This is a genomic window from Pseudomonas sp. CC11G, from assembly GCF_056174845.1.
Genome location: NZ_JBWBZC010000006.1, coordinates 222,840 through 245,085, shown reverse-complemented (window position 1 = coordinate 245,085; position 22,246 = coordinate 222,840). Strand labels below are relative to the sequence as shown.

Sequence of the window (22,246 nt, the reverse complement as noted above, 5' to 3'; positions counted from 1 at the left end):
TGGCCGCAGTATCCGTTAAAGCCGGGTGATGTTCAACACGTCACCGGTCAGGCTGACTTGCACCGCATCGCCCCACAGCGGGTCGCGGCGCAGGTCTTCGGACACCTTGTATTGCCCGGCAATCGAGAGCATTTCGGCGCCCATTTGCTGGCAGAAAATACGTGCCTTGGTGTCGCCTTTTACGCCGGCCAGAGCCCGGCCGCGCATGGGCGCGTAAACATGGATGTTGCCGTCGGCGAGAAGTTCCGCACCGGCACTGACCGGCGCCAGCACGATCAAGTCGCCGCCCTGGGCGTAGATCTGCATGCCGCCGCGTACCGGCGTATTGATGACCTTTGTAGGTTTTACCAGCGGCTCAGGCGGCTTTTCCGCCTTTCTTTTGGCCGCAATCTCTACCGGTTCTACCAGTTTTTCCCGCGCGCCGGAGGGCGGCAGCACGGGAATGTCGAGTGCTTGCGCGGCAGCGATGTCTTCTTCGCGGTTGGCGCGAATGGCCAGGGTGCGCAGACCATGGCGGCGACACAGGGCCATGAGCTCGGCCAGGTCGAGCACGCCCTCGGCGTCGGGCAACTTGTCGAGGGCCAGTACCAGCGGAATATTGCTGAAGAAATTCGGCGCCTGGGCAACCTTTTCGGCCAGTTGTTGTTCCAGGCGCTCAAGGTCATTGTGCGCAAGCTCAAGCACAGTGATGGCGAGCATGCTGCCTTTAAGCTGGAATACGGGGTCTTGGTTGAGCAGATCGGCTTGGCTCATGGGGTGCCTGATGCGCCTTACAAAAAATGGGGCTGAATGCAGAAGTGCCAGCAGCGCGCGGTGGCGCTGATTTAAGACCGGACTTATAGCGAGAACGCGGTTGGGCCGCAAGCCGCGAGCAGTGCTGTAGAATGCGCGCCTTTGTTTGATTCGGAAGCACCGATGGATCGTCCGCAGTTTCGTCGCCAATTTCTTCACCCGCGTTATTGGGCGCTCTGGCTGGGCCTGGGCCTGCTCTGGTTGCTGGTGCAGCTGCCGTATTCGGTCTTGCTCGGGCTGGGCCGTGGCCTGGGTTGGGCCATGTATCTGGGCGCCCGTTCGCGCCGCGAAATCGCCGCACGCAATCTGGAACTGTGTTTCCCGCAGATGAGCGCCGGCGAGCGTAAAAAGCTGCTGAAAGAAAACTTCGCGTCCACCGGCATCGCCTTTTTCGAAATGGCCATGAGCTGGTGGTGGCCGACCAAACGCCTGGCCCGCCTGGCGCATATCGAAGGCCTGCAATATTTGCAGGAAGCCCAAGTGCAAGGGCAGGGCGTAATCCTGATGGCTGTGCACTTCACCACCCTGGAAATCGGCGCCGCTCTGTTGGGCCAACGCCACACCATCGATGGCATGTACCGCGAACATAAAAATGCGCTGTTCGACTTCGTGCAGCGCCGTGGCCGTGAGCGCCACAACCTCGACGCCCAGGCCATCGAGCGTGAAGACGTACGCGCCATGCTCAAGGTGCTACGCGCCGGCCGGGCCATCTGGTACGCACCCGATCAGGACTACGGCGCCAAGCAAAGCGTGTTTGTGCCGCTGTTTGGCATTACCGCTGCTACCGTCACCGCCACCAGCAAGTTCGCCCGCCTGGGCCGCGCCCAGGTGATGCCGTTCACGCAGAAACGTTTGCCCAATGGCGGCGGCTACAAACTGGTGATTCACCCGCCGTTGCGCAATTTCCCCGGCGACTCCGAAGAGGAAGACTGCCTGCGGGTAAACCAGTGGGTGGAGCGAGCCATTTTGAGTTGCCCCGAGCAATACCTGTGGGCGCACCGCCGCTTCAAGACCCGGCCGCCGGGTGAGGCGAAGTTGTACAAGAAGCGCAGCTAGGCAGGCGCTTCTATACTCGCGAAAACCCCCGTAGAGAGGCTTTGATGAATCTAGCGCACGATCCAACAAAACCGGTGACTGGGCTGATTCTTTCAGGCGGCGGGGCACGAGCGGCCTATCAGGTCGGGGTGCTGGCGGCGATTGCCGATCTGCTGCCCGACACCACGCAAAATCCGTTTCCCGTCATCGTTGGCACCTCGGCCGGCGCCATCAACGCCGTGGGCCTGGCCTGCGGGGCGTTGCAGTTCAATGAGGCCATCAAGCGCCTTACCTATGTGTGGCAAAACTTCCACACCCACCAGGTGTACCGCAGCGACTTCTCCGGTGTGGTCCGCCAGGCCAGTCGTTTTTTTGGCCATAGTCTGCTCGGCCTGGGCAAACGTTCGCCGGTTGCCCTGCTCGACAGTTCCCCGTTGGGCGGCTTGCTCGCCGAACACCTGGATTTTTCCGGCATCGCCGCTGCGGTGCGTATGCGCAAATTGCGCGCGGTGGCGGTAACGGCGTTCGGGTATGACTCCGGGCAAGCCGTCACCTTCTACCAGGGTCGCGCCACCATTGACCCCTGGTTTCGCCATCGCCGCGTCGGCGTGCCGACCCGTTTGCAGCTTGAGCACTTATTGGCCAGTGCCGCGATACCGCTGATTTTTCCGCCGGTAAAAATCAACCGCGAGTTCTTCGGCGACGGCGCCATGCGCCAGTCGGCACCCATCAGCCCGGCGCTGCACCTGGGCGCCAATCGGGTGCTGGTGGTGGGCGTGAGCGGCAATGGCAACCCGGAGAATGTGCCGGTGCGCACGCGCATCGCCGGGCCGCCGAGCCTGGCGCAAGTCAGCGGCCATTTGCTGAACAGCACCTTTATCGACAGCCTGGAAAGCGACATCGAACTGCTCGAGCGGATGAACCAGATGTGCCGGTTGTTGCCCTCTGATTTGCCGGCGAAAAGCACGGCGATCAAACCGGTCGAGGTGCTGGTGATTGCCCCGAGCAAACCGCTGGACCGCATCGCCGCGCGCCATTGGCATGAGCTGCCGCGCACGCTGCGTATGTTCTTGCGCGGGCCGGGGGCGAAAAAAGCCGGTGGGGCAGGGGTGTTGAGTTACCTGCTGTTCGAGTCGGGGTACTGCAATGAGCTGATCGAGCTGGGGTATCAGGACGCGATGGCGAAGAAAGCGGAGTTGGTGTGCTTTCTGGGGTTGGAGCCGCAGGTGGCGGCGTCGCTGTGACGTTCGGTTTGCACGCGAACGCCCTTGGGACCGCGGTACAGCGCCCGACCCCGTAGGAGCGAGCTCGCTCGCGAACCCTGGAAACTCCGGTCGAGAATGTCGTTTGCAGGGTTCGCCAGCAAGCTGGCTCCTACGGGATAGGAAGGGGGTTAGGCCAGCACACCGTCACGCCAACGTTCCATCACGCCAATGTCCCATCACGAAAATCGCGCAACGCCTGCTCCACTTCCTCGCGGGTATTCATCACAAACGGCCCGTACTGCACGATTGGCTCGCCCAATGGCTTGCCGGCCACCAGCAGCACATTGGCTCCCTGTTCGCTGCTGAGCTGCAGAGCGCCCTGATCCGACAGGCGCACCAACCGCCCAGCCTCGACCTCGCGGCCATCAATCTGCAGGCTGCCGTCATACACATACAACATCACCCGATGCCCTTCCGGCAGGCGCGGCGCCACGCTATGGCCAGCGCCCAGGCGCAAATCGAACAGGTGCGGCTCGGTGTGCGGGCGCTGTACGGCGCCGACTTGCTGCACGTCACCGTCATTGAACTGACCGGCAATCACCACCACCTCGACGCCTTGCGCGGTGTGAATGTGCGGAATCTCGTCGGCCGGAATATCGCGGTAGCCAGGCTCGCCCAGCTTGTCTTTGCCGGGCAGGTTCAGCCACAGCTGAAAGCCGCGCATCGTGCCTTCTTCCTGCTCGGGCATTTCGCTGTGGATGATGCCGCGCGCAGCGGTCATCCATTGCACGCCGCCGTTGCCGAGCAGGCCGACATTGCCCAAGTGGTCTTCATGGCGCATGCGCCCTTCGAGCATATAGGTGATGGTTTCAAAGCCGCGGTGCGGGTGCGGCGGGAAGCCGGCGATGTAGTCGTCCGGGTTGACCGAGCCGAATTCGTCGAGCATCAGAAAGGGGTCGAAACGCTCTACGCCCATGCCGCCGAACACGCGGTTGAGGCGCACGCCGGCGCCGTCGGAGGCGGGCTGGCCGGGTTGGATGCTGAGGACGGTGCGGTTCATGGCGAGAGGCTCCATTCAGGTGATGGTGCCATGGTAATGGGTTTGAATGAATTGATTGGTGCGAATTAAGCGTTATATCTATCGAAGCCTTCGATGTTGTTCGGCGGAGCCCGTCGCCCCCGCGAAGGCGGGGGCCCAGGTTCGGTACTTTGTTGGGCGAAGTTACTCCCGAAATTCTGGATTCCCGCCTGCGCGGGAATGAAGGAGTCGGGGCGGGTTTATGCGGTCGACGTTACTCAGCAACCTGCAACTTGCGCGCCTCGGTGTACACGTAGCGCACTTTCTCGTATTCGAACGGCGAGTTGGTCTGGCCGTAGCGGAAGGTGGTCACGTAGCGGCGGTCGATGGAGCGCAGCAGGAACAGTTCGGGGTGGTCCTGGCTGACTTCGGCGACGTTGAGGAAGTTGATCTGGTTTTCGGCAGTGAAGTCCACCACCAGGCCACCGGTGTCGCGCAGGTTCGAGGGGCCGAGAATCGGCAGCATGATGTACGGGCCGGCCGGTACGCCGTAGAAGCCCAGGGTCTGGCCGAAGTCTTCGGACTGCTTGGGCAGGCCCATCATGGTCGCCGGGTCCCACAGGCCAACGATGCCGATGGTGGTGTTCAGCAGCAGGCGGCCGGTGGTTTCCATCGAGCGTTGGCCTTTGAGCTGCAACAGGCTGTTGAGCAGGTTGGGGATATCGCCCAGATTGCTGAAGAAGTTGCTAACGCCGCTGCGCACGAACTGCGGGGTGATATAGCGGTAGCCGTCTACCACCGGCAGAAACACCCACTCATCGAAGCGGTAGTTGAAGTGGTAGATGCGGCGGTTTACCGATTCCAGCGGGTCGTACACGTTGAGCGCGTCGAGGGTCGAGCGTTCGAATTCGTGCTGGTCCAGGCCCGGGTTGAATTTCAGCGCTTTTAGCGGCTCGGTGAAGCCGTCCGGTTCGGCAGCCACACCCGGCGCGGAAACCGGTTCGGCGGCGTGCGAGGTACCGCAAGCGAGCAGCATGGCGAGCAGCAAGGATGTCTTAGTCATGGAGCAGCTCCAGCATGGCGGCGGTGTTTACGCGGTAGTTGAGGTTGCCGCAGTGCCCGCCATGCGGGTACACGGTCAGACGATCGCCCAACGTTCTGCGTAAAAAGCCCAAATCGCCAGGGCCGAGAATTACGTCGTCCTTGTTGTGCATCGCCACGATCTTGTCGCTGGTTTTCATGTAGTCCTCAAGCGCGTACAGACTCACCTGGTCGATCAGCTGCAGCAGGCTGCCGCCGTCGGTGCGCGCGCGCCACATGGGAATCAGCTGTTCGCGGATATAGCAGTCGAAGTCGCATTGCAGGGCTTTGCGGAAATACGGGGTCAGGCTGGTGCCTTCGCTAATCGGCGTTTCCGGCGGGGTGATCAGGCCGCGGCGGTTGATCAGGTCCGAGGTGAACGCGATATCGGCCGAGGAAAAGCGGAACGAGGTGCCAATCAGCATCGCCAGTTGTTCATCGGACAGGTGCTGCTTGGACTGCTGCAGGTCGTAGAGCATCGCATCGTTGATATCGATGTAGCCCTTCTGCTGGAAGTAGCGGGTGAGTTTGCTCAGCACCGTGTCATAGAAGGTGCTGCTGTTGGAGATGCCCTTCACCTCGGTCTGCACCAGGCGGTCGAGGTTGGTGATGGAGGTGTAGAGGTTCACCGGCGGGTTGAGCAACAACACTTTCTTGAAGTTGAAGCTGCGCCGGGTTTCATCCAGCTTGCTGACGAACGCTGCGTTCAGGGCGCCAAGGCTGTAGCCGGTGAGGTAGAAGTTGGTGACTTCCACTTCCGGGTGCTGGGCGCGCACGGCCTGCATCACGCGGTACAGGTCGTCGGCATCTTCAGTGCTGACGCCCGGCGTGGCGTGGCGCGAAGCGGCGGTCATAAAGTCGTAGCTGGTGGGCGAAGACAACTGCACCACGTGGTAACCGGCTCCGTAGAACACCTTCTTCAGGTTTTCCGCCAGGGTGCTGGAGTAGTGCGCGCCGGTGCCGGCGATGATGAAAATCAGCGGCGCCGGGCCTTTCTGTTTGGCCATGCGATAACGCAGGGTTCTTACCGGCCAGAAGTTGTCCGGAATTTCCAGTTCCCGCTCGGGGTGCAGGTTGAGGTTGTAGTCGGCCTGATCGATATCCCGGTCTTCCGGCACCGCAGCACGCAGCTCCGGCGGCGTCGTGGCGATGGTCGCCTCGAACGGGTTAGTTAGGGGAAAACCATAACTGGCCTCGTCAATGTCGGCGGCCGACAACAACGGGCTCAGGCATATACCAGCCATAAGCGCGGCAAAACGTAAGAGGCGCGGCATCGCAAATCCCTTTAGAAGATAATGTGCAGAGTTGATCCGGCGTTATGACAACGGCTGTGCTGGTATAGCACAGCAATATTTATTCGGCTTGTTTCCCGAGCTCAGCCAGTGCGGCACCGCTCAAACGGTAGGTGGTCCAGTCGTCTTGCGCCCGCGCGCCGAGGCGGCGATAAAAGCCCAGCGCCGGCTCGTTCCAGTCCAGAACCGACCACTCCAAACGCCCGCAACCGCGCTCCAGCGCCAACTGTGCCAGACGCGCCAGCAAGGCTTTACCCAGGCCCGCACTGCGCGCGTGTTCGCGTACGTAGAGGTCTTCCAGATAAATGCCTGGCTTGCCTAAAAAGGTGGAGAAGTTCGGGAAGAACAGCGCAAAGCCCTGGGCCTCGCCATCCAGTTCGCCAATCAAAACTTCGGCGAAGGGGCGCGGGCCGAACAGGTTGGCGGTCAGGTCTTCTGGCGTGGCCACGGCCTGATCGCTGAGTTTTTCGTACACCGCCAGTTCATGGATCAGGCTCAGAATCAGGCCGACGTCTTCAGGTGTGGCGTTGCGCAGTTGAATACGGGACATACGGGCTCCTTGGATGGCGGAATGAACGGAGCTTGCAGGCTCTGCGCGCGCGCGGCAACAGGGTGCGACACAATCGGTGCTCCAGGCTTGATGTTTCGTGCTCTGAGGCTTGCATACCGTGCTTGGGCGTTTATCCTGAGCGCCGATTTATTTACCGGAGAAACCCATGTCCCGTCGTTTGCCCCTGATCGCCTTGCTGATCGTTCTGGCCCTGTGGCTGGCCGCTGCCTACGGGCTGCGTTTTGCCCTGATGGAAGACAGCCAGTGGGTCGGTATCTGCGCTGACCAGGCGCAGCGCTGGGAATGCCAGGTGCGTAATGGCCTGGGCCTGCTGATTCACTTCCGCATTATTGCTACGGCAGGTCTGGTCGGCGCGCTGTTGGCGTTCTTTGTGCCCGGCCGTGCCGGCTGGTGGTTGGCGGTGGCGGCGTTGGTATTCGCCTTGCCGGCCCTGGTGCTGTACAGCGCTAGCCTGGCGGTGTTTGCCGTGGTGATTGCGGCGTTGCGGTTGGTGCGGGCGCCACGTTTGACCTGAAAGCTATCGAGGCTAAATCGGATGGCCGTCCCCCTCTCCCACAAGGGACCGAGATCTCATGTGGGAGAGGCTTTAGCCTCGATGCTTTTGATCTTGCAGGCAAAAAAATGGGGCTCATCTGAGCCCCATTTTTTTTGCCTGCGTATCGGCCCTTAGTTGGCCCTGACCCGCAAACTGCGCCACAGCGCCGCCACCATCACCACACTCACCGCGGCCCAACCCAGCGCCTGCCAGTTATCCAGCGTCTCCTGATACAGCTGCGGCAGGATGCCGGCGCCGACGATCAGGGTCAGCAGGGCAATCTCGCGACGTGGGCCGGCCACCGGGCGACACACGTACACCAGCGCCGGCAGCACCAGCACCATGCTCGGGAAGCAGCGGTAGCGCGGGTCGAACACCAGGCCCAGCATCAGCACCGCCGCCGCAAAGCCACTGGCGGCCAACCACCAGCCGGCACGGGCTTGCAGCCAGCTATAGAGGTTGCCGCGCCAGCCGGCTTTGCTCGACAGCGCCAGCGCGCCGTGGGCCAGCACCACCAGGTTGAGGCCGACGAGGAACGCTGCCCACGCCCACTCACCGATATAGCGGCTATTCACCCGCGCCATCTCGCCCCACAGGGCAATACAGCACGCGCCAACGGCAGCCAGTAGCGGCAGCACCAAGGCCGAACGGGTGGAGCTCGGGCGACCGGCCAGCAGCAAGGTCGCGAGGAAAATCACGCCGCTGACGCTCAGCCACAACGTCCAGTTGGCAAAGTTGGAAACCGGCCCGGCCAGCACGCCTTTGTCCTGGCGGTCGGCATCGAACAGGCCCCAGTAGCCGCCCATGGCGCCTTCGCTGACGCGCTTCCACGGTTGGTCGAAGGCTTCGATCAGGTTGTAGTGCCAGCCGTTCTGTTCAGCCATGGCGACAAAACCACGGATAAATTTGGCTTCGTTGACGCGGCTCGGCACGGCGGTTTCGCGCTGACGGCCTTCGCTCGGCCAGCCGGTTTCACCAATAAAGATGTCTTTGGGGGCGAACTTGGTGCCGAACACCTGACGAATCTCGGCCACGTGGGCCAGGGCTTCGTCGATGCCGGTAGGGTCATCTTCCCAGTACGGCAGCAGGTGAATGGTAAGGAAGTCTACTGCCGGCGCCACTTCCGGGTGCTTGAGCCAGAACTCCCACACATCGGCGTAGGTCACCGGCTGCTTGATCTGCGATTTCACCTCGGTGATCAGCTTGGCCAGTTGCGCGCCAGTGACTTCCTTACGCAGCAAGGTTTCGTTGCCGACGATCACCGACTCCACTACGTCGGCGTTCTCGTTGGCCGATTTGATCAGCGCGTCGACTTCTTTCTTGGTGTCCACCGGGTTGCCGTTCACCCAGGCGCCGAGCATCAGTTTCAGGCCATGCTTGCGCGCCAGTTCCGGCATGGCTTCCAGGCCGGTCATGGAGTAGGTGCGAATGCAGTGGAAGCGCGTAGCCAGCAGGGCCAGGTCGGCATCCATACGTTCCGGGCGCAGGGCGAACGGCGTGTCGAACGGCGACTGGTCCTTGTCGAACGGCGTATAGGACGCGCACTGCAATTTGTGCGTGGGCGTGGCGGCATCGGGCAGCACCAATGGTTTACCCAGGCCATACCAGAGGCCGCCAATGGCGAACATGGCGAGCAGGCAGGCAAACACATAGGGCAGGGCAGGAAAACGAGCAGTAGCAGGCATAGTTAGGCGCGTCTGGGAGCAAAGCCGCGCAGTTTACCTGCATTCCCCTCACTTAGCGTAGAGCCGCCGTTGGCGTGTGTTAGCGCATATGAATGCATGCCGCAAACCGGTACTTGAATGCCCGTTCAATGAACAATTTCAAGGGCTCCAAGCGCCCGTTGTCGGCCCTGGATATCTGCCTTGTCGTTGCTGAATCAATGATGTCGTTTCTTGGCAGTGTTCATGTCGTTCTCGGAGCAGGTGCCATCACCCGTTGGGTCGATTATCGAAGCGTCGGCACACGACTGACTCAGGGCGTGGGCCAGGCGATCACGCACCAGGCACCGCTACTAGATAGACCAAACACAGACACCACCACCTGCCACTCGGCAGCAGCCGAGCCACTTTTTCGGGGAACAGACTTATGAGCAAAATGCGTCGGTTATTGGGTTTGGGTGCGGGTATCGCACTGGCACTGAGCACCGGTTTGGCAGGTGCGGCAGATAAACCCACGCTGAAGATCGGCTACGTGGATGGCTGGTCCGACAGCGTCGCCACCACCCACGTCGCAGCGGAAATCATCAAGGAAAAACTCGGCTACGACGTGCAACTGATGCCCGTTGCCACCGGCATCATGTGGCAAGGCGTGGCCAAAGGTCAGCTCGATGCCATGTTGTCGGCCTGGCTGCCGGTGACCCACGGTGCCTACTACGAAAAAATGAAGGACCAGGTGGTTGATCTGGGCCCCAACTTCAACGACGCCAAAATCGGCCTGATCGTGCCCGAGTACGTCAAAGCGAAAACCATCGGTGATCTGCAAGCCGAGAAAGCCGACTTCGGCGGTCGCATCGTGGGTATCGATGCCGGTTCAGGCGTGATGCTGAAAACTGACCAGGCCATCAAGGACTACGGTCTGGACTACAAACTGCTGGCCAGCTCCGGTAGCGCCATGACCGCGGAACTGGCCCGTGCCATCCGTTCCGAGAAGCCCATTGCGGTGACTGGCTGGATTCCGCACTGGATGTTCGCCAAATACAAACTGCGTTTCCTGGAAGACCCGAAAGGCGTGTATGGCGCCGCTGAACACGTAGACAGCATCGCCAACCCAGGCCTGGAAGCCAAAGCCCCGACCGTGGTGGCATTCCTGAAGAAATTCACCTGGACCCCGGATGAAATCGGCGGCGTGATGCTGGCGGTAGAAGAGGGCGCCAAGCCCGCTGAAGCTGCCAAGAAGTGGGTGGCTGAGCACCCGGATCGCGTGAATGAGTGGTTGAAATAAGTCGGTTGGTTGAAGACAAAGCCGCTCATTGAGCGGCTTTGTTGTTTTTGCAGAAGACTTTTTTGGATTGAGACGATGGTCTCGAATAAGACTAAGGTCGTCTGTCGTTTGGCTAGCGGACAACTAGAGTTAAACCTCACCAGCAACTCGTGCTGCGGAGGATAAAAATAAAATGAACGACAGCATCTACGAGCGGATTGAACAAAGTCCGCGTTTCAAAGAATTGGTGTCCAAGCGTCAGCGCTTCGCCTGGACACTCTCGGCCATCATGCTCGGCCTCTATGTGGCCTTCATCCTGATCATTGCCTTTGACCCGAGCTTGTTCGGTACGCCGATCAGCGAAGGCTCGCCTACTACCTGGGGCATTCCAGCCGGTATCGGTCTGATCCTTTCCGCCTTTGTGCTCACCGGTATCTACGTGTACCGCGCCAACGGCGAGTTCGATGACCTGAACCAGGCCATTCTGGACGAGGTGAAACAATGATCGCCCGTTTTCTCGCCGCGTGCGGCCTGCTCGCCTTTGCCCAGGGCTCCTGGGCTGCCGACGCCATTACCGGCGCAGTAGAGCGCCAACCCATTAACGTCTCGGCCATCGTCATGTTCGTGGCGTTTGTCGGTGCCACGTTGTTCATCACCTACTGGGCGTCGAAGAAAAACAACTCCACCGCCGACCACTACGCCGCGGGCGGCAAAATCACTGGTTTCCAGAACGGCCTGGCGATTGCTGGCGACTACATGTCGGCGGCCTCGTTCCTGGGTATTTCCGCGCTGGTGTACACCTCCGGTTATGACGGCTTGATCTACTCCATCGGCTTCCTCGTTGGCTGGCCGATCATTCTGTTCCTGATCGCCGAGCGCCTGCGCAACCTGGGCAAATACACCTTTGCCGACGTGGCTTCGTATCGCCTCAAGCAGAAAGAAATTCGCACCCTGTCGGCCAGCGGTTCGCTGGTGGTGGTGGCGTTTTATCTGATCGCGCAGATGGTGGGTGCGGGCAAACTGATTCAGCTGCTGTTCGGTCTGGACTACCACGTTGCGGTGATTCTGGTCGGCATTCTGATGGTGCTGTACGTGCTGTTCGGCGGCATGTTGGCCACCACCTGGGTGCAAATCATCAAAGCCGTGCTGCTGCTCTCGGGCGCTTCGTTCATGGCGCTGATGGTGATGAAAAGCGTCAACTTCGACTTCGGCACGCTGTTCTCCGAAGCCGTGAAAGTGCACGCCAAAGGGCAAGCCATCATGAGCCCGGGTGCGTTGGTGAGTGATCCGGTTTCGGCGATCTCGCTGGGCTTGGCGCTGATGTTCGGCACCGCCGGCCTGCCGCATATCCTGATGCGCTTCTTCACCGTGAGCGATGCCAAGGAAGCCCGTAAAAGCGTGTTCTACGCCACCGGCTTTATCGGCTACTTCTACATCCTGACCTTCATCATCGGCTTCGGCGCGATCCTGTTGGTCAGCACCAACCCGGCGTTCAAAGATGCAGCGGGCGCTCTGTTGGGTGGTAACAACATGGCCGCAGTGCACCTGGCTAACGCCGTGGGCGGCAGCTTGTTCCTGGGCTTTATCTCGGCCGTGGCCTTCGCCACCATTCTGGCCGTAGTGGCTGGTTTGACCCTGGCGGGCGCATCGGCGGTGTCGCACGACATCTATGCCAGCGTGATCAAGGGCGGCAAAGCCAACGAGAAAGATGAACTGCGCGTATCGAAGATCACCACCATTGCCCTGGGCGTACTCGCCATCGGCCTGGGGATTCTCTTCGAGAAACAGAACATCGCCTTTATGGTCGGCCTGGCGTTCTCCATCGCCGCCAGCTGCAACTTCCCGGTGCTGTTCCTTTCCATGTACTGGAAAAACCTCACCACCCGTGGCGCCATGATTGGTGGCTGGCTGGGCCTGTTGACCGCTGTCGGTCTGATGATTCTCGGCCCAACCATCTGGGTACAGGTACTGGGCAACGCCAAAGCGATCTTCCCGTACGAATACCCGGCGCTGTTCTCGATGTTCGTGGCGTTTGCCGGTATCTGGTTCTTCTCGATTACCGACAAATCCACCTCGGCCGCTGAAGAACGTGGGCGCTTCCTGCCGCAGTTCGTCCGCTCGCAGACTGGCCTGGGTGCCAGTGGTGCAGCGGCTCACTGATCGATAAAGCTCTGAGTGTTTTGGGCAGCCTTCGGGCTGCCTTTTTTTATTCTCGGCCACTGTCATTGCACCTCCAAACGTCATTCCAGCGAAGGCTGGAATCCAGAATGCTGCGGCGAACCTCGTCCGGCACAAGAATCTGGATTCCAGCCTTCGCTGGAATGACGGAGTTGGAGGGATGGTGCTGTGAAGGCAATAAAAAAGCCCCGCACGAAGCGGGGCTTTTTATTACTTGCGAGGAACTAGATCCTGCCAAGCAACGCCAAAATGATCACGATGATCAGAATGGTGCCCAGAATGCCTGACGGGCCATAGCCCCAGCTTCTGGAGTGCGGATACAGCGGCAGGCCGCCGACCAGGAGAAGAATAAGTACGACGATCAGAATTGTGCTGAGGCCCATGGTGTGGATTCCTTGTTCTAGACCATAAAGTGCAACTTCCTTCAGAGGCCGCAGAACCGCTGCGCTTGCCTCGTCTACTTATTACGACTTACGTGGCTTTCCAAAAATTCAGGTTATTTCTGCGCAGAAGGCGGAGGAGGGGTAATGCTGTATCGCGTAGGCGCTGATGCCGTGGTGTCGGTGCACCTGTTATTTATCCTGTTTGTGCTGTTCGGCGGGCTGCTGGTGCTGCGCTGGCGGTGGCTGGCGGCGTTGCATTTACCAGCCGTGACCTGGGGTGCAATGGTGGAGTTTCTTCACCTGTATTGCCCGCTGACGCCGCTGGAAAACCGGCTGCGCCAGGCGGCCGGGCAACAGGGGTATGACGGCGGCTTTATCGAGCATTACCTCATTCCACTCATCTACCCGCGCGGCCTTACCGCCGACATGCAGTTGGTTTTTGGCAGCGTGGTGCTGGTGCTCAACGTCACGGTCTACGTCATCGTGATCCGGCGCTTTTTACGCGCGCCAAAAGCCCAGCCATGAGCGCGGTTTGCTTGGCTTATTCAGAAGCCTAATGGTGCGTGGGAGTGGTGGAGGCCTTCGCTACACTGAGGTCACTCACCCCTGACCCCTATAAGAAAAGGCAGCCTCACTATGCAAAATCGCATCATGATCACCGGCGCGGGTTCTGGCTTGGGCCGCGAAATCGCGTTGCGTTGGGCGCGCGAAGGCTGGCAATTGGCGCTGTCCGATGTCAGCGAGCCGGGCCTGGCCGAAACCCTCAAGCTGGTGCGTGAAGCCGGCGGCGACGGCTTTACCCTGCGTTGCGACGTGCGCGACTACAGCCAACTCACCGCCCTGGCGCAAGCTTGCGAAACCAAATTCGGCGGCGTCGACATTATCGTCAACAACGCCGGCGTGGCTTCCGGTGGCTTCTTCAGCGACCTGTCGCTGGAAGACTGGGACTGGCAGATCTCCATCAACCTGATGGGCGTGGTCAAAGGCTGCAAAGCCTTCCTGCCGCTACTGGAACGCAGCAAAGGCAAAATCATCAACATCGCCTCCATGGCCGCGTTGATGCAGGGCCCGGCGATGAGCAACTACAACGTGGCCAAGGCCGGCGTAGTCGCGCTGTCGGAAAGCCTGCTGGCCGAACTCAAGCAACAGGAAATCGGCGTACACGTGGTGTGCCCATCGTTCTTCCAGACCAACCTCATGGACTCCTTCCGTGGCCCGACCCCGGCCATGAAAGCCCAGGTTGGCAAGTTGCTGGAAAGCAGCCCGATCAGCGCCGCCGATATTGCCGACTACATCTACACCTCGGTCGCCAACAACGAGTTCATGATTCTGCCCCACGAGCAAGGCCGTATGGCTTGGGCGCTGAAGCAGAAGAACCCGGAAATTCTGTACAACGAAATGGCCGTGATGGCTGAGAAAATGCGCGCCAAGGGCAAATAAGCCCCCTTCGCGTAAAACTTGTCTGGCTGGTCAATTTATTTGCCAGTCAGACTTGTTAGTCACCGCCGTTGAATAGTAGGGTTGCTGGCCCGGCCTGCCTGGTCGTCGCTACGTTGACTACTCTCGTGAAACCCATCTCTCGGGGCTTACTGTTTGTTGCCCTGGTGCTGGCCGCTATCAATTTGCGCCCTGGCATCACCTCCCTCGCTCCCCTGATCGAACAGATCGCCAACGAACTGAACCTGAGCCGTGGCCTGATCGCGCTGACCACCGCCTTGCCCGTGTTGTGCATGGGCCTGCTCGCGCCCATGGCGCCGCGCCTGGCTGTGCGGTTTGGGCTGGAGCGGACCATTCTTGGCTGCATGGCATTGATCGGCAGTGCGCTGGTGGTGCGCCTGGCCAGTCATAACGCCGTGGTGCTGATTGGCAGCGCGGTGTTTGTCGGCGCGGGGATTGCGGTGGCGGGGCCGCTGTTGTCCGGGTTTATCAAGCGCCACTTTGTCGGCAAGGTCGGCCGTGTGGTGGCCTGGTATTCCCTGAGCATGACCATCGGCGGCGCCGGCGGTGCGGTGCTCACCGGGCCGCTGACCGGCCTGTTGGGCGAGCGCTGGCATTGGGGCCTGGCCATCTGGGCGATTCCGGCCCTACTGGCGATGCTGCTGTGGCTCTGGGTGCCGAATAAACATGAAGACCCCGCCGAAGTGGGCAGCGGTGGCGGCTTGCCCTGGCGTGAGCCGCGAGCCTGGATCATCACCGGCTTCTTCGCCATTCAGGCCGGCCTTTTTTACACCCTCACCACCTGGCTGACCGCGCGTTACCACGAAGTGGGTTTCGACGCGTCGCTGAGCAACACCCTGTTCAGCTCGTACATGATGGTCGGCCTGCCCAGCGCTTTCATTCTGCCGTGGCTGGCGCAGCGTTATGACAACCGCGCCCAGTTGCTGCTGATCTGCGCCGTTAGCTCCAGCGTGTCGCTGGGCATGATCGCCTTTTTGCCCCAGGTGCTCCCGCAGGTGTGGGCCGTGCTGCTGGGGTTCGCCCTCAGTGGCTCGTTCGCGCTATCGCTGGTGCTGCCGATGTATGAAGTGAACACGCCGCTGGCGGTCAGCCGCTGGACCGCGATGATGCTGTGCGCCGGCTACAGCATTAGCAGCTTTACGCCGATCCTCACTGGGCTGGTGCGTGACCTGACGGGCAGCTATCAGGTGCCGTTTATTGTTCTTACCGGCCTGGCTGCAAGCATGATCGTGCTGGCTTGGTTGCTCCAGCCTCGAAACAAGCAGGTCGCCTCCCAGTAACAAATTGCCGCACCAGCCCGCACCCCGCGCGGGCTGTGGGCTTTATGACCGTGGCGTGACGGTTTTTCTCTGCTAGCGTTACCAACCAGCAGTTTTCAGATTTTCACGCAGCGGTTATCTGGCATAATCGCGCCCCCTTTCGACCTGAACAGAAAACCACATGTTCGATCTTTTCAGCGGGCTGGAACCCTGGGTAATCATCAGCCTGGTGCTGGCTCTGGCGTTCGTCCTGTTCTTCGAGTTCATCAACGGCTTCCATGACACCGCTAACGCGGTGGCTACCGTGATCTACACCAAAGCCATGCCGCCACACCTGGCGGTGATGCTCTCCGGTGTATTCAACTTCCTCGGTGTGTTGCTCGGCGGCGTCGGCGTGGCGTATGCCATCGTGCACTTGCTGCCGGTAGAGCTGCTGATCAACGTAAACACCGGCCACGGTCTGGCCATGGTGTTCTCGCTGCTCGCCGCCGCCATCACCTGGAACCTGGGCACCTGGTACTTCGGTATTCCGGCTTCCAGCTCCCACACCCTGATCGGCTCCATTCTCGGTGTGGGTCTGGCCAACGCATTGATCAGCGATATTCCGCTGGCCGACGGCGTTAACTGGCAGAAAGCGATTGATATCGGCATGTCGCTGATCGCCTCGCCGATTGCCGGTTTCGTGGTTGCCGCACTGGTGCTGATGGGCCTGAAATGGTGGCGTCCGCTGTCCAAGATGCACAAGACTCCGGACCAGCGCCGCAAGATCGACGACAAGAAACACCCGCCGTTCTGGAATCGCCTGGTGTTGGTGCTGTCGGCCATGGGCGTGAGCTTTGTTCACGGCTCCAACGACGGCCAGAAAGGCATCGGTCTGATCATGCTGGTACTGATCGGCATCGTGCCCGCGCAGTTCGTGCTGGACCTGAACAGCACCACCTACCAGATCGAACGCACCCGCGACGCCACCATTCACCTGAGCCAGTTCTACGATCGCAACCGCGACAGCCTCGGTGACTTCCTGGCCCTCGGCAAAGCCAGCACCGCCGAAATGCCTGAGCTGTTCCGCTGCAATCCACAGCAAACCGAAGCCACCATTGCCGGCCTGCTGAGCGACCTCAAAGGTGTAGACGACTACCACAGCCTGGCGCCGGACACGCGCATTCAGGTTCGTCGTTACCTGCTGTGCCTGGACGACACCGCGAAGAAAGTCGGCAAGCTCGATGGCCTGGCCTCGCGTGAAAAAGCCGACCTCGACAAGCTGCGTAAAGACCTGACCGCCACCACCGAATACTCGCCGTTCTGGGTGATTCTGGCCGTGGCCCTGGCGCTGGGTATCGGCACCATGGTGGGTTGGAAACGTGTGGTGCTCACCATCGGCGAGAAGATCGGCAAGCAGGGCATGACCTATGCCCAGGGCATGTCGGCGCAGATCACCGCTGCTTTTGCCATTGGCCTGGCGAACATATACAGCCTGCCGGTATCCACCACCCACGTATTGTCGTCGGGTGTGGCCGGTACCATGGTGGCCAACAAGAGCGGGCTGCAAGGCGGCACCGTGCGCAATATCTTGCTGGCCTGGTTGCTGACTTTGCCGATTTCGATGGGCCTTGCAGCTGGCCTCTTCTGGCTAGCGACACGGTTCGTTGATTAACAAAAAGCCCCGCATCTAGCGGGGCTTTTTATTTGTCGATTATTTCGGCTTCCGGGTCGTCGGCCATGAGGCGTTGAAAGCCGACTTTAAATGCTCACGTACTTAAGTACGCTGCGCTGTAAAGCCGACTTTCGCATTGCCTCGCTCTAGCCCCGAAACCCTTGACCGAGTAACGGCCACTATCGCCAGAGCGCCAAAACCGCAGCGATCACAACTCCACGATATGTCCTTCTTTGGCCGACACCTGGCCGTGGTACAGCTTGCCGATCAGCGCCTGCGCCGCCGCAAATCCCTGGCTCACCTTCACGTCCACCAGCGGCGTGATCTGGTCGTAAAACCGCACCAGCCCTTCACCAATATGTTCGGACACCTTCACCGGCCCCCAATCCGCATTGCGCTTGCGCAGCTGAATCGGCGCGAAGAACAGCTGCGGCTGCGGCCCGGTAATGGCGGTGAGTTGCGCCGGGTCCGTGCTTTGTGCAGAACCCGCGCAGCAGCTGTACACCAGCTGGCTGCCGAAGTGCTGGTGCACACGGTCACGCAAGGCGAGGTCGCTGGAGAAGTCCACATAGAGCGTCGACTGGTCTGTGCTTAGTTGGCTCAGGTCGTCGTAAGCCAGGCTCTGCTCGTAGCACCCCAACACCGCGACAAAGTCTGTATTACCCCGCGAAGTCAGCGCCACCCGTTCCACGCCCGCGCCATCCAGGCACACCGCCGTGGCAAACGCGGTCTTGCTCGATGCACTGGAAAACACCAAACGGGTGGCGCCGAAGAACGCGTTGTCTTCGAGAAAATCCGCCAGCATCGATGAGGTGAGAAACAGCGGCTTGAGCAGAATCTGCAGGTTTTCCGTGGCCGGGCTGTAATACGGGTCCCAGCTGCAGCGGGTGTACTGGTTATATGCCGAGGTCAGGTTGCGGCGGTGTTCGGCGCCGTCGTAAAAGCCGCGGTCGGTCACGCGCTCAGGCTTCATACGCAGGTGGCTGGCAATCGGAAAGTAGCCATAGAAGCGTTCGCCCACCGCCACGCCTTCCACAGCGGAAGCCACCACATCGGCAAAGCCCCACACCGGCACATGGCCGAGGCTCGCGTCGCCGGTGGGGAAAAAATCCCAGTAATTCATCGAGTCGCCAAAGGCGGCGTAGGTGATGTTATTGGTGGTCAGCGACAGGCGATCCAGCTTGACCACAATCTCGCCGGGGCCGGCGCTGAGGTCTTCTTCGTGGGTCTGGATGTGGCTCTGGTCCAGTGCGTTTTTTTCGGTAAGAAGGCGTGTTACGTTGCTGCGACCGGACATGACGGGCTCCTGGTTTTGTGGGAGTAAGCGTGTCGTCACAGAGTACGAGCTAACCATGAAGCGCGGGTTCGGAAACGCCAGCACGCCGCCAGCCAGCCCGGCAAAGCCGCGCAGCAAGCCCCTCAAACGCCCCAGCCAGGCCCGCGCCATCTTCACCGTGGAGGCCATCTATGAAGCCTTTGTTCGGATTTGGCTGCGCGACGGCTGGCCGTCCCTGACCACCCGCGCCGTGGCGTTGGAAGCGGGCGTCGCCATTGGCACCCTGTACGACTACTTCCCCAGCAAAGAGGCCATGTTGTCCGGCTACGTGCGCTACGGCATCGAATGCCTGCTGGCGCGCCTGGATGCCGAGGTGGTGCAACCCAGCGACCTGAGCTGGCAGGCGCGCATCGAGCGCCTGCTGGAAGTGTGCTGCAACCCACCTGAGCCCGACCGCTCGATGTTCGGCTACGACCTGATCGAACTCGAATACAAGATCGCCGAACGCAAACATCAGGCGCGGGCATATGAAGAGCTGGCCGGTAAATGGCGCGAGGTGTTTGCTGCGTGCCATGACCTGCCGCATCAGCCCGCCGGCGAAACTGTTGATGCCTGGCTGACCAGCGTGTGGGGCGGCCGCCGCTACTGCCTGACGGCGCAGTTAAGCGCCGAGCAGAAACGGGTGTGGTTGGAGGAGATGAAGGGGATGTTGGTGCAGCGGGTGGCGGCGCTGACGTGAGCGGCGCTGCGCTACGTATACGTGATGGTGCGGTTGTTGATGAAATCGGTGGTGTAGGTAAGGAGTTTATCGATTCCGAAGACTGAGCTGCACCGCGCGTTTGCAATCGCGGTACTCAATGCTGCCTTCCCTAAACGGCCAGCAGGCCATGGGTTTTTCGCTAACGCCGGTCACCACGCCTTTAACCTCGATGCCGCCCGTGGGTGCGGTATCAATCGGAGGCATGGCTACTGAATTCACCAAAGGTTTTGGCTGGTAGTTGTGGTCGTTGAAGACGGTTTGCTTCGGGGTATTGGCAGACGGCGTTATGGCCGCGGGCTCGATTGGCGTAGCCACGCGAGCATCGATAACAGCGGTAGGTTGGCTGCGCAGCGCTGGCATTAGCGGTGGGGCGGAGGCCTGGGGAGGCTGGTCGAAGGATTGCCCTGCGAGGAACAGCAAACCGAGGCTGACTACGGTACCAATGGCCAGCGCCGCCGCCCAGCGCCAGATGTGGGTCCGGGGCCGGGAGCGTTGCAGGTAATAGGGGGCATCGTCGTGGTCGGCGTTCATTCCGTGAACTCAAATGGCGGGCGCGGACCGCGCACGGTTGGTACAGATAATGTCGAGGAAAACTCTGGCTGGCTAGGGCGCGATTTGAAGGTTTTTTGCCTGCTTGATGGAGGCCAGCGCTTCTTCGCGAGTTTTGTACTTGAGCTCGATATCACGTTCGCTGACCTCGAACCCTTCCAGTCGCAGGCTTGCCACATAGTTCGACAGACGGGATCTGGCGATAAAGGCCTTTTTGGCTTCAAGGCTTTTGTCAGTCATGGCTTTTCCCCTCGCTTCACACCAACCGCCGAATCCCCTTATGCCGCCACACCAGCTTGTAGTACAGCGTCTGCATGACCAGCATCGTCACATAAGCCAGCGGAAACGCCATCCACACCCCTTGCAGACCAAAGTGGCCATCGAGCAAATAGGCGGCCGGGGTTTGTACGCCCAGGATGCAGAAGATCGAAATGGCCACCGGCATCAGCACCACGCCACTGGCGCGCATGATGCCGCCTACGGCGGCCTGGTAGCCGAAGATCAGAATGCTCCAGAGCATGATGTGCAGCAGGTGTTCGGCCTGGGCATGGGTTGCCGGGTCGGTGATAAACAGGCCCAGCAGCCAGGGCGACAACACGTAGCCCAGCACAACCAGCGCGCCGGTGAGGAAGGTGTTGAACAGCAGCCCCGTGCGCAGAATGGTGCCGATGCGTTCGACCTGGCCGGCACCGATGGCCTGGGCGCCGAGGATGGAGGCGGTGATGGCGATCGACAGGGCGGGGAACTGCACGTAGTTGGCGATCTGCGTTACGGCGCCATACGCGGCGGTCGCTTGCGAGCCATGTTGGTTGACCAGGGCCAGAATCACCAATTCCGACAACGAGATCACCACCATCTGCACCCCGGTCGGCAGACCGATGCGCAGCACTTTGCCGAGAATCTCGCGGTTCAGGCGCAGCGCCCGCAGCATCTCGCGGTCGGGGGCCAGCACGTGCTGTTTACCGCGCAGGCGCACGGTGAGCAGCAGCATCGCCAACAGGTTGCTGAACAGGCCCGCATAAGCCGCGCTCTGAATGCCCAGCGGCGGAAAGCCGAGCCAGCCTTTGATCAGGGCCGGGGTGAGCAGGAGGCCGGCGACGGTGGACACAATCAACGCCAACAGCGGCGACACGGTGTCACTTACCCCGCGCAGCAACTGGGTAAACAGCACGAACACCAGCAGCAGGGGCATGATCAGCATCATCACCTGCATATAGGCGGTGGCGTCGTCCAGCACGTCCGCCGGGGTGCCCAGGGCGATCATGGCCTGGCGGGCGAACACCGTGCCGACCACGGCAGCCAGCAGGCCCACCAACGCACCCACGGTGAGCGTGGTGCCGGCAATCACCTTGACCATGTGCGGCTCACGCGCGCCCCACGCCTGACCGATCAGCACCGATGCGCCGGAGCCCAGGCCGATCACCAGGGCAATAAAAAAGAACACGATGGGGAACATGCCCGACACCGCTGCCAACGCCTGAGTGCCCAGCATCTGCCCGATGTAAATGCTGTTAAGCGTGCCCGACAACCCTTGCAGGAAATTGGACAGCACCATCGGTACCAGAAAACCAGGTAAACCTGCCACAGCGGGCGTTCGGAAGTGGGGGCTTGCATTGGGAGGGCTCGTGATTCGGCAGGCGGCCATCTGAGCATGAACGCGGCGGTTTTGCACCTGGCGTGCGGTGGCGGTACGTCAATGGTGTATGCCGCGCAATCGCTTGGTGCGCGGAGCACACCCTACAAAAGCCCGCGCGTTTCGGTTACGGGCTTTTGCTCTCGTAGGGTGTGCTATGCGCACCGTTGCGGTCGCGGGCCACCCCACCTGCGCAGGGGCTTTAAATCACCCCCGAATCATCATCGTTAATCAGCTTATGCAGCCCACCCAACGCTTCGCGTGACTGAGTCCGGCTCAGCAATTTGCTTTGCGCAGCCGGTGGCAGGTCGGTGATGCGCAGTACGCCTTTATTCATCAGTACCGAAATCAGGTCGTCGATTACCCGGATCATTTCCAGGTCGCTCTGCTTGAGTTGCAGCAGGTTGCTCTCGACGCTGTGGTTGGCGTACCAGGCTTGCACGTCGTGGTCGTCGGCCGGCAGCGTGCCGCTGGCACCGTCGAACGGGGCCGCTTCTACGCGCGTCAGTTCACCGAACTCGTTGCGCTGGACATACAGCATCAGCAAACCCTCTCTTGTTAGTTGAAGTACTCACGGCGGCCCGCATCAAGGCTGTGCAAACGCAAACCCTGCCAGTTGTGTGTAGCGCCTGCAATGCATTCTTGC

At 60.7% G+C, this 22,246-nt stretch carries 22 protein-coding genes and 1 pseudogene; 11 read left to right on the top strand and 12 right to left on the bottom strand.

The window, feature by feature from the left end; genetic code table 11:
- Positions 1 to 15: 15 nt before the first annotated feature.
- Positions 16 to 753 (bottom strand): septum site-determining protein MinC, encoded by a 738-nt coding sequence (minC, locus tag AC0V2S_RS11065; RefSeq protein WP_475509781.1) that lies wholly within the window; start codon positions 751 to 753, stop codon positions 16 to 18.
- Positions 754 to 915: 162 nt separating this feature from the next.
- Between minC and AC0V2S_RS11060 the strand changes: the two genes are divergently transcribed.
- On the top strand, positions 916 to 1,848 hold the full coding sequence (locus AC0V2S_RS11060; RefSeq protein ID WP_475509780.1) for a lipid A biosynthesis lauroyl acyltransferase: 933 nt from the start codon (positions 916 to 918) through the stop codon (positions 1,846 to 1,848).
- 44 nt (positions 1,849 to 1,892) lie between these two features.
- A complete protein-coding gene (locus tag AC0V2S_RS11055; RefSeq protein WP_475509779.1) occupies positions 1,893 to 3,071 on the top strand; it encodes a patatin-like phospholipase family protein in 1,179 nt (392 codons plus the stop codon).
- Positions 3,072 to 3,252: 181 nt separating this feature from the next.
- On the opposite strand, the gene AC0V2S_RS11050 is transcribed toward AC0V2S_RS11055, so the two are convergent.
- The 4 genes from AC0V2S_RS11050 to AC0V2S_RS11035 all read right to left on the bottom strand — a co-directional run bounded on the left by AC0V2S_RS11050 (position 3,253) and on the right by AC0V2S_RS11035 (position 6,972).
- Complete coding sequence (locus tag AC0V2S_RS11050) at positions 3,253 to 4,092, bottom strand: pirin family protein (protein ID WP_475509778.1); 840 nt, start codon at positions 4,090 to 4,092, stop codon at positions 3,253 to 3,255.
- Positions 4,093 to 4,324: 232 nt separating this feature from the next.
- The gene (locus AC0V2S_RS11045) at positions 4,325 to 5,113 is read right to left on the bottom strand and encodes an MlaA family lipoprotein (protein WP_475509777.1); all 789 of its coding nucleotides are present in this window, start codon (positions 5,111 to 5,113) and stop codon (positions 4,325 to 4,327) included.
- On the bottom strand, positions 5,106 to 6,404 hold the full coding sequence (locus tag AC0V2S_RS11040; RefSeq protein WP_475509776.1) for an alpha/beta fold hydrolase family protein: 1,299 nt from the start codon (positions 6,402 to 6,404) through the stop codon (positions 5,106 to 5,108). The genes AC0V2S_RS11045 and AC0V2S_RS11040 overlap by 8 nt, the downstream gene beginning before the upstream one ends.
- A 79-nt stretch (positions 6,405 to 6,483) precedes the next feature.
- A complete protein-coding gene (locus AC0V2S_RS11035) occupies positions 6,484 to 6,972 on the bottom strand; it encodes an N-acetyltransferase family protein (protein ID WP_475509775.1) in 489 nt (162 codons plus the stop codon).
- A gap of 166 nt (positions 6,973 to 7,138) precedes the next feature.
- Here AC0V2S_RS11035 and AC0V2S_RS11030 point away from each other — a divergent pair, with 166 nt between their 5' ends.
- Entirely contained in the window at positions 7,139 to 7,507 is a 369-nt protein-coding gene (locus tag AC0V2S_RS11030; RefSeq protein WP_475509774.1) for a hypothetical protein, read from the top strand.
- A gap of 152 nt (positions 7,508 to 7,659) precedes the next feature.
- On the opposite strand, the gene AC0V2S_RS11025 is transcribed toward AC0V2S_RS11030, so the two are convergent.
- Positions 7,660 to 9,213 carry a glycoside hydrolase family 17 protein gene (locus AC0V2S_RS11025; RefSeq protein WP_475509773.1) on the bottom strand — a complete coding sequence of 518 codons (1,554 nt, stop codon included), beginning with the start codon at positions 9,211 to 9,213 and terminating at the stop codon, positions 7,660 to 7,662.
- Between the two features lie 403 nt (positions 9,214 to 9,616).
- On the opposite strand from AC0V2S_RS11025, the gene AC0V2S_RS11020 reads away from it, so the two are divergent.
- From AC0V2S_RS11020 to AC0V2S_RS11010, 3 genes are all read left to right on the top strand, one after another.
- The gene (locus AC0V2S_RS11020) at positions 9,617 to 10,471 is read left to right on the top strand and encodes a glycine betaine ABC transporter substrate-binding protein (RefSeq protein WP_475509772.1); all 855 of its coding nucleotides are present in this window, start codon (positions 9,617 to 9,619) and stop codon (positions 10,469 to 10,471) included.
- Positions 10,472 to 10,643: 172 nt separating this feature from the next.
- The gene (locus AC0V2S_RS11015) at positions 10,644 to 10,955 is read left to right on the top strand and encodes a DUF485 domain-containing protein (RefSeq protein ID WP_475509771.1); all 312 of its coding nucleotides are present in this window, start codon (positions 10,644 to 10,646) and stop codon (positions 10,953 to 10,955) included.
- Positions 10,952 to 12,610 (top strand): cation acetate symporter, encoded by a 1,659-nt coding sequence (locus AC0V2S_RS11010; protein ID WP_475509770.1) that lies wholly within the window; start codon positions 10,952 to 10,954, stop codon positions 12,608 to 12,610. Before AC0V2S_RS11015 ends, AC0V2S_RS11010 begins: the two co-directional genes overlap by 4 nt.
- Positions 12,611 to 12,852: 242 nt before the next feature.
- Here the strand turns inward: AC0V2S_RS11010 and AC0V2S_RS11005 are convergent, their stop codons facing one another.
- Complete coding sequence (locus AC0V2S_RS11005; RefSeq protein ID WP_108095509.1) at positions 12,853 to 13,011, bottom strand: DUF3309 family protein; 159 nt, start codon at positions 13,009 to 13,011, stop codon at positions 12,853 to 12,855.
- A 144-nt stretch (positions 13,012 to 13,155) separates the two neighbouring features.
- Between AC0V2S_RS11005 and AC0V2S_RS11000 the strand changes: the two genes are divergently transcribed.
- The 4 genes from AC0V2S_RS11000 (at position 13,156) to AC0V2S_RS10985 (ending at position 17,382) form a co-directional block, all read left to right on the top strand.
- Entirely contained in the window at positions 13,156 to 13,536 is a 381-nt protein-coding gene (locus AC0V2S_RS11000; RefSeq protein WP_475509769.1) for a DUF2784 domain-containing protein, read from the top strand.
- 111 nt (positions 13,537 to 13,647) lie between these two features.
- Entirely contained in the window at positions 13,648 to 14,451 is an 804-nt protein-coding gene (locus tag AC0V2S_RS10995; protein WP_475509768.1) for an SDR family oxidoreductase, read from the top strand.
- A gap of 125 nt (positions 14,452 to 14,576) precedes the next feature.
- Entirely contained in the window at positions 14,577 to 15,749 is a 1,173-nt protein-coding gene (locus AC0V2S_RS10990) for an MFS transporter (RefSeq protein WP_475509767.1), read from the top strand.
- Positions 15,750 to 15,909: 160 nt separating this feature from the next.
- Positions 15,910 to 17,382 carry an inorganic phosphate transporter gene (locus AC0V2S_RS10985; protein WP_475509766.1) on the top strand — a complete coding sequence of 491 codons (1,473 nt, stop codon included), beginning with the start codon at positions 15,910 to 15,912 and terminating at the stop codon, positions 17,380 to 17,382.
- Between the two features lie 208 nt (positions 17,383 to 17,590).
- Here AC0V2S_RS10985 and AC0V2S_RS10980 read toward each other — a convergent pair whose 3' ends face one another.
- A complete protein-coding gene (locus AC0V2S_RS10980; RefSeq protein ID WP_475509765.1) occupies positions 17,591 to 18,679 on the bottom strand; it encodes a DUF2855 family protein in 1,089 nt (362 codons plus the stop codon).
- A gap of 55 nt (positions 18,680 to 18,734) precedes the next feature.
- On the opposite strand from AC0V2S_RS10980, the gene AC0V2S_RS10975 reads away from it, so the two are divergent.
- Positions 18,735 to 19,397: a TetR/AcrR family transcriptional regulator gene (locus AC0V2S_RS10975; RefSeq protein WP_475509764.1), complete on the top strand. Its 663-nt coding sequence runs from the start codon at positions 18,735 to 18,737 to the stop codon at positions 19,395 to 19,397.
- 66 nt (positions 19,398 to 19,463) lie between these two features.
- Here the strand turns inward: AC0V2S_RS10975 and AC0V2S_RS10970 are convergent, their stop codons facing one another.
- The 4 genes and pseudogenes from AC0V2S_RS10970 to AC0V2S_RS10955 all read right to left on the bottom strand — a co-directional run bounded on the left by AC0V2S_RS10970 (position 19,464) and on the right by AC0V2S_RS10955 (position 22,141).
- On the bottom strand, positions 19,464 to 19,949 hold the full coding sequence (locus tag AC0V2S_RS10970) for a hypothetical protein (RefSeq protein ID WP_475509763.1): 486 nt from the start codon (positions 19,947 to 19,949) through the stop codon (positions 19,464 to 19,466).
- A gap of 72 nt (positions 19,950 to 20,021) precedes the next feature.
- A complete protein-coding gene (locus tag AC0V2S_RS10965; RefSeq protein WP_475509762.1) occupies positions 20,022 to 20,207 on the bottom strand; it encodes a YhfG family protein in 186 nt (61 codons plus the stop codon).
- Positions 20,208 to 20,223: 16 nt separating this feature from the next.
- A pseudogene (locus AC0V2S_RS10960) lies at positions 20,224 to 21,581 on the bottom strand (MATE family efflux transporter).
- A gap of 221 nt (positions 21,582 to 21,802) precedes the next feature.
- A complete protein-coding gene (locus AC0V2S_RS10955; protein WP_475509761.1) occupies positions 21,803 to 22,141 on the bottom strand; it encodes a tryptophan synthase subunit beta in 339 nt (112 codons plus the stop codon).
- Positions 22,142 to 22,246: the final 105 nt, after the last annotated feature.

Coding starts and splice junctions, on each gene's coding strand:
- minC (WP_475509781.1), bottom strand. CDS start 753: ATGAGCCAAGCCGATCTGCTCAACCAAGACCCCGTATTCCAGCTTAAA.
- AC0V2S_RS11060 (WP_475509780.1), top strand. CDS start 916: ATGGATCGTCCGCAGTTTCGTCGCCAATTTCTTCACCCGCGTTATTGG.
- AC0V2S_RS11055 (WP_475509779.1), top strand. CDS start 1,893: ATGAATCTAGCGCACGATCCAACAAAACCGGTGACTGGGCTGATTCTT.
- AC0V2S_RS11050 (WP_475509778.1), bottom strand. CDS start 4,092: ATGAACCGCACCGTCCTCAGCATCCAACCCGGCCAGCCCGCCTCCGAC.
- AC0V2S_RS11045 (WP_475509777.1), bottom strand. CDS start 5,113: ATGACTAAGACATCCTTGCTGCTCGCCATGCTGCTCGCTTGCGGTACC.
- AC0V2S_RS11040 (WP_475509776.1), bottom strand. CDS start 6,404: ATGCCGCGCCTCTTACGTTTTGCCGCGCTTATGGCTGGTATATGCCTG.
- AC0V2S_RS11035 (WP_475509775.1), bottom strand. CDS start 6,972: ATGTCCCGTATTCAACTGCGCAACGCCACACCTGAAGACGTCGGCCTG.
- AC0V2S_RS11030 (WP_475509774.1), top strand. CDS start 7,139: ATGTCCCGTCGTTTGCCCCTGATCGCCTTGCTGATCGTTCTGGCCCTG.
- AC0V2S_RS11025 (WP_475509773.1), bottom strand. CDS start 9,213: ATGCCTGCTACTGCTCGTTTTCCTGCCCTGCCCTATGTGTTTGCCTGC.
- AC0V2S_RS11020 (WP_475509772.1), top strand. CDS start 9,617: ATGAGCAAAATGCGTCGGTTATTGGGTTTGGGTGCGGGTATCGCACTG.
- AC0V2S_RS11015 (WP_475509771.1), top strand. CDS start 10,644: ATGAACGACAGCATCTACGAGCGGATTGAACAAAGTCCGCGTTTCAAA.
- AC0V2S_RS11010 (WP_475509770.1), top strand. CDS start 10,952: ATGATCGCCCGTTTTCTCGCCGCGTGCGGCCTGCTCGCCTTTGCCCAG.
- AC0V2S_RS11005 (WP_108095509.1), bottom strand. CDS start 13,011: ATGGGCCTCAGCACAATTCTGATCGTCGTACTTATTCTTCTCCTGGTC.
- AC0V2S_RS11000 (WP_475509769.1), top strand. CDS start 13,156: ATGCTGTATCGCGTAGGCGCTGATGCCGTGGTGTCGGTGCACCTGTTA.
- AC0V2S_RS10995 (WP_475509768.1), top strand. CDS start 13,648: ATGCAAAATCGCATCATGATCACCGGCGCGGGTTCTGGCTTGGGCCGC.
- AC0V2S_RS10985 (WP_475509766.1), top strand. CDS start 15,910: ATGTTCGATCTTTTCAGCGGGCTGGAACCCTGGGTAATCATCAGCCTG.
- AC0V2S_RS10980 (WP_475509765.1), bottom strand. CDS start 18,679: ATGTCCGGTCGCAGCAACGTAACACGCCTTCTTACCGAAAAAAACGCA.
- AC0V2S_RS10975 (WP_475509764.1), top strand. CDS start 18,735: ATGAAGCGCGGGTTCGGAAACGCCAGCACGCCGCCAGCCAGCCCGGCA.
- AC0V2S_RS10970 (WP_475509763.1), bottom strand. CDS start 19,949: ATGAACGCCGACCACGACGATGCCCCCTATTACCTGCAACGCTCCCGG.
- AC0V2S_RS10965 (WP_475509762.1), bottom strand. CDS start 20,207: ATGACTGACAAAAGCCTTGAAGCCAAAAAGGCCTTTATCGCCAGATCC.
- AC0V2S_RS10955 (WP_475509761.1), bottom strand. CDS start 22,141: ATGCTGTATGTCCAGCGCAACGAGTTCGGTGAACTGACGCGCGTAGAA.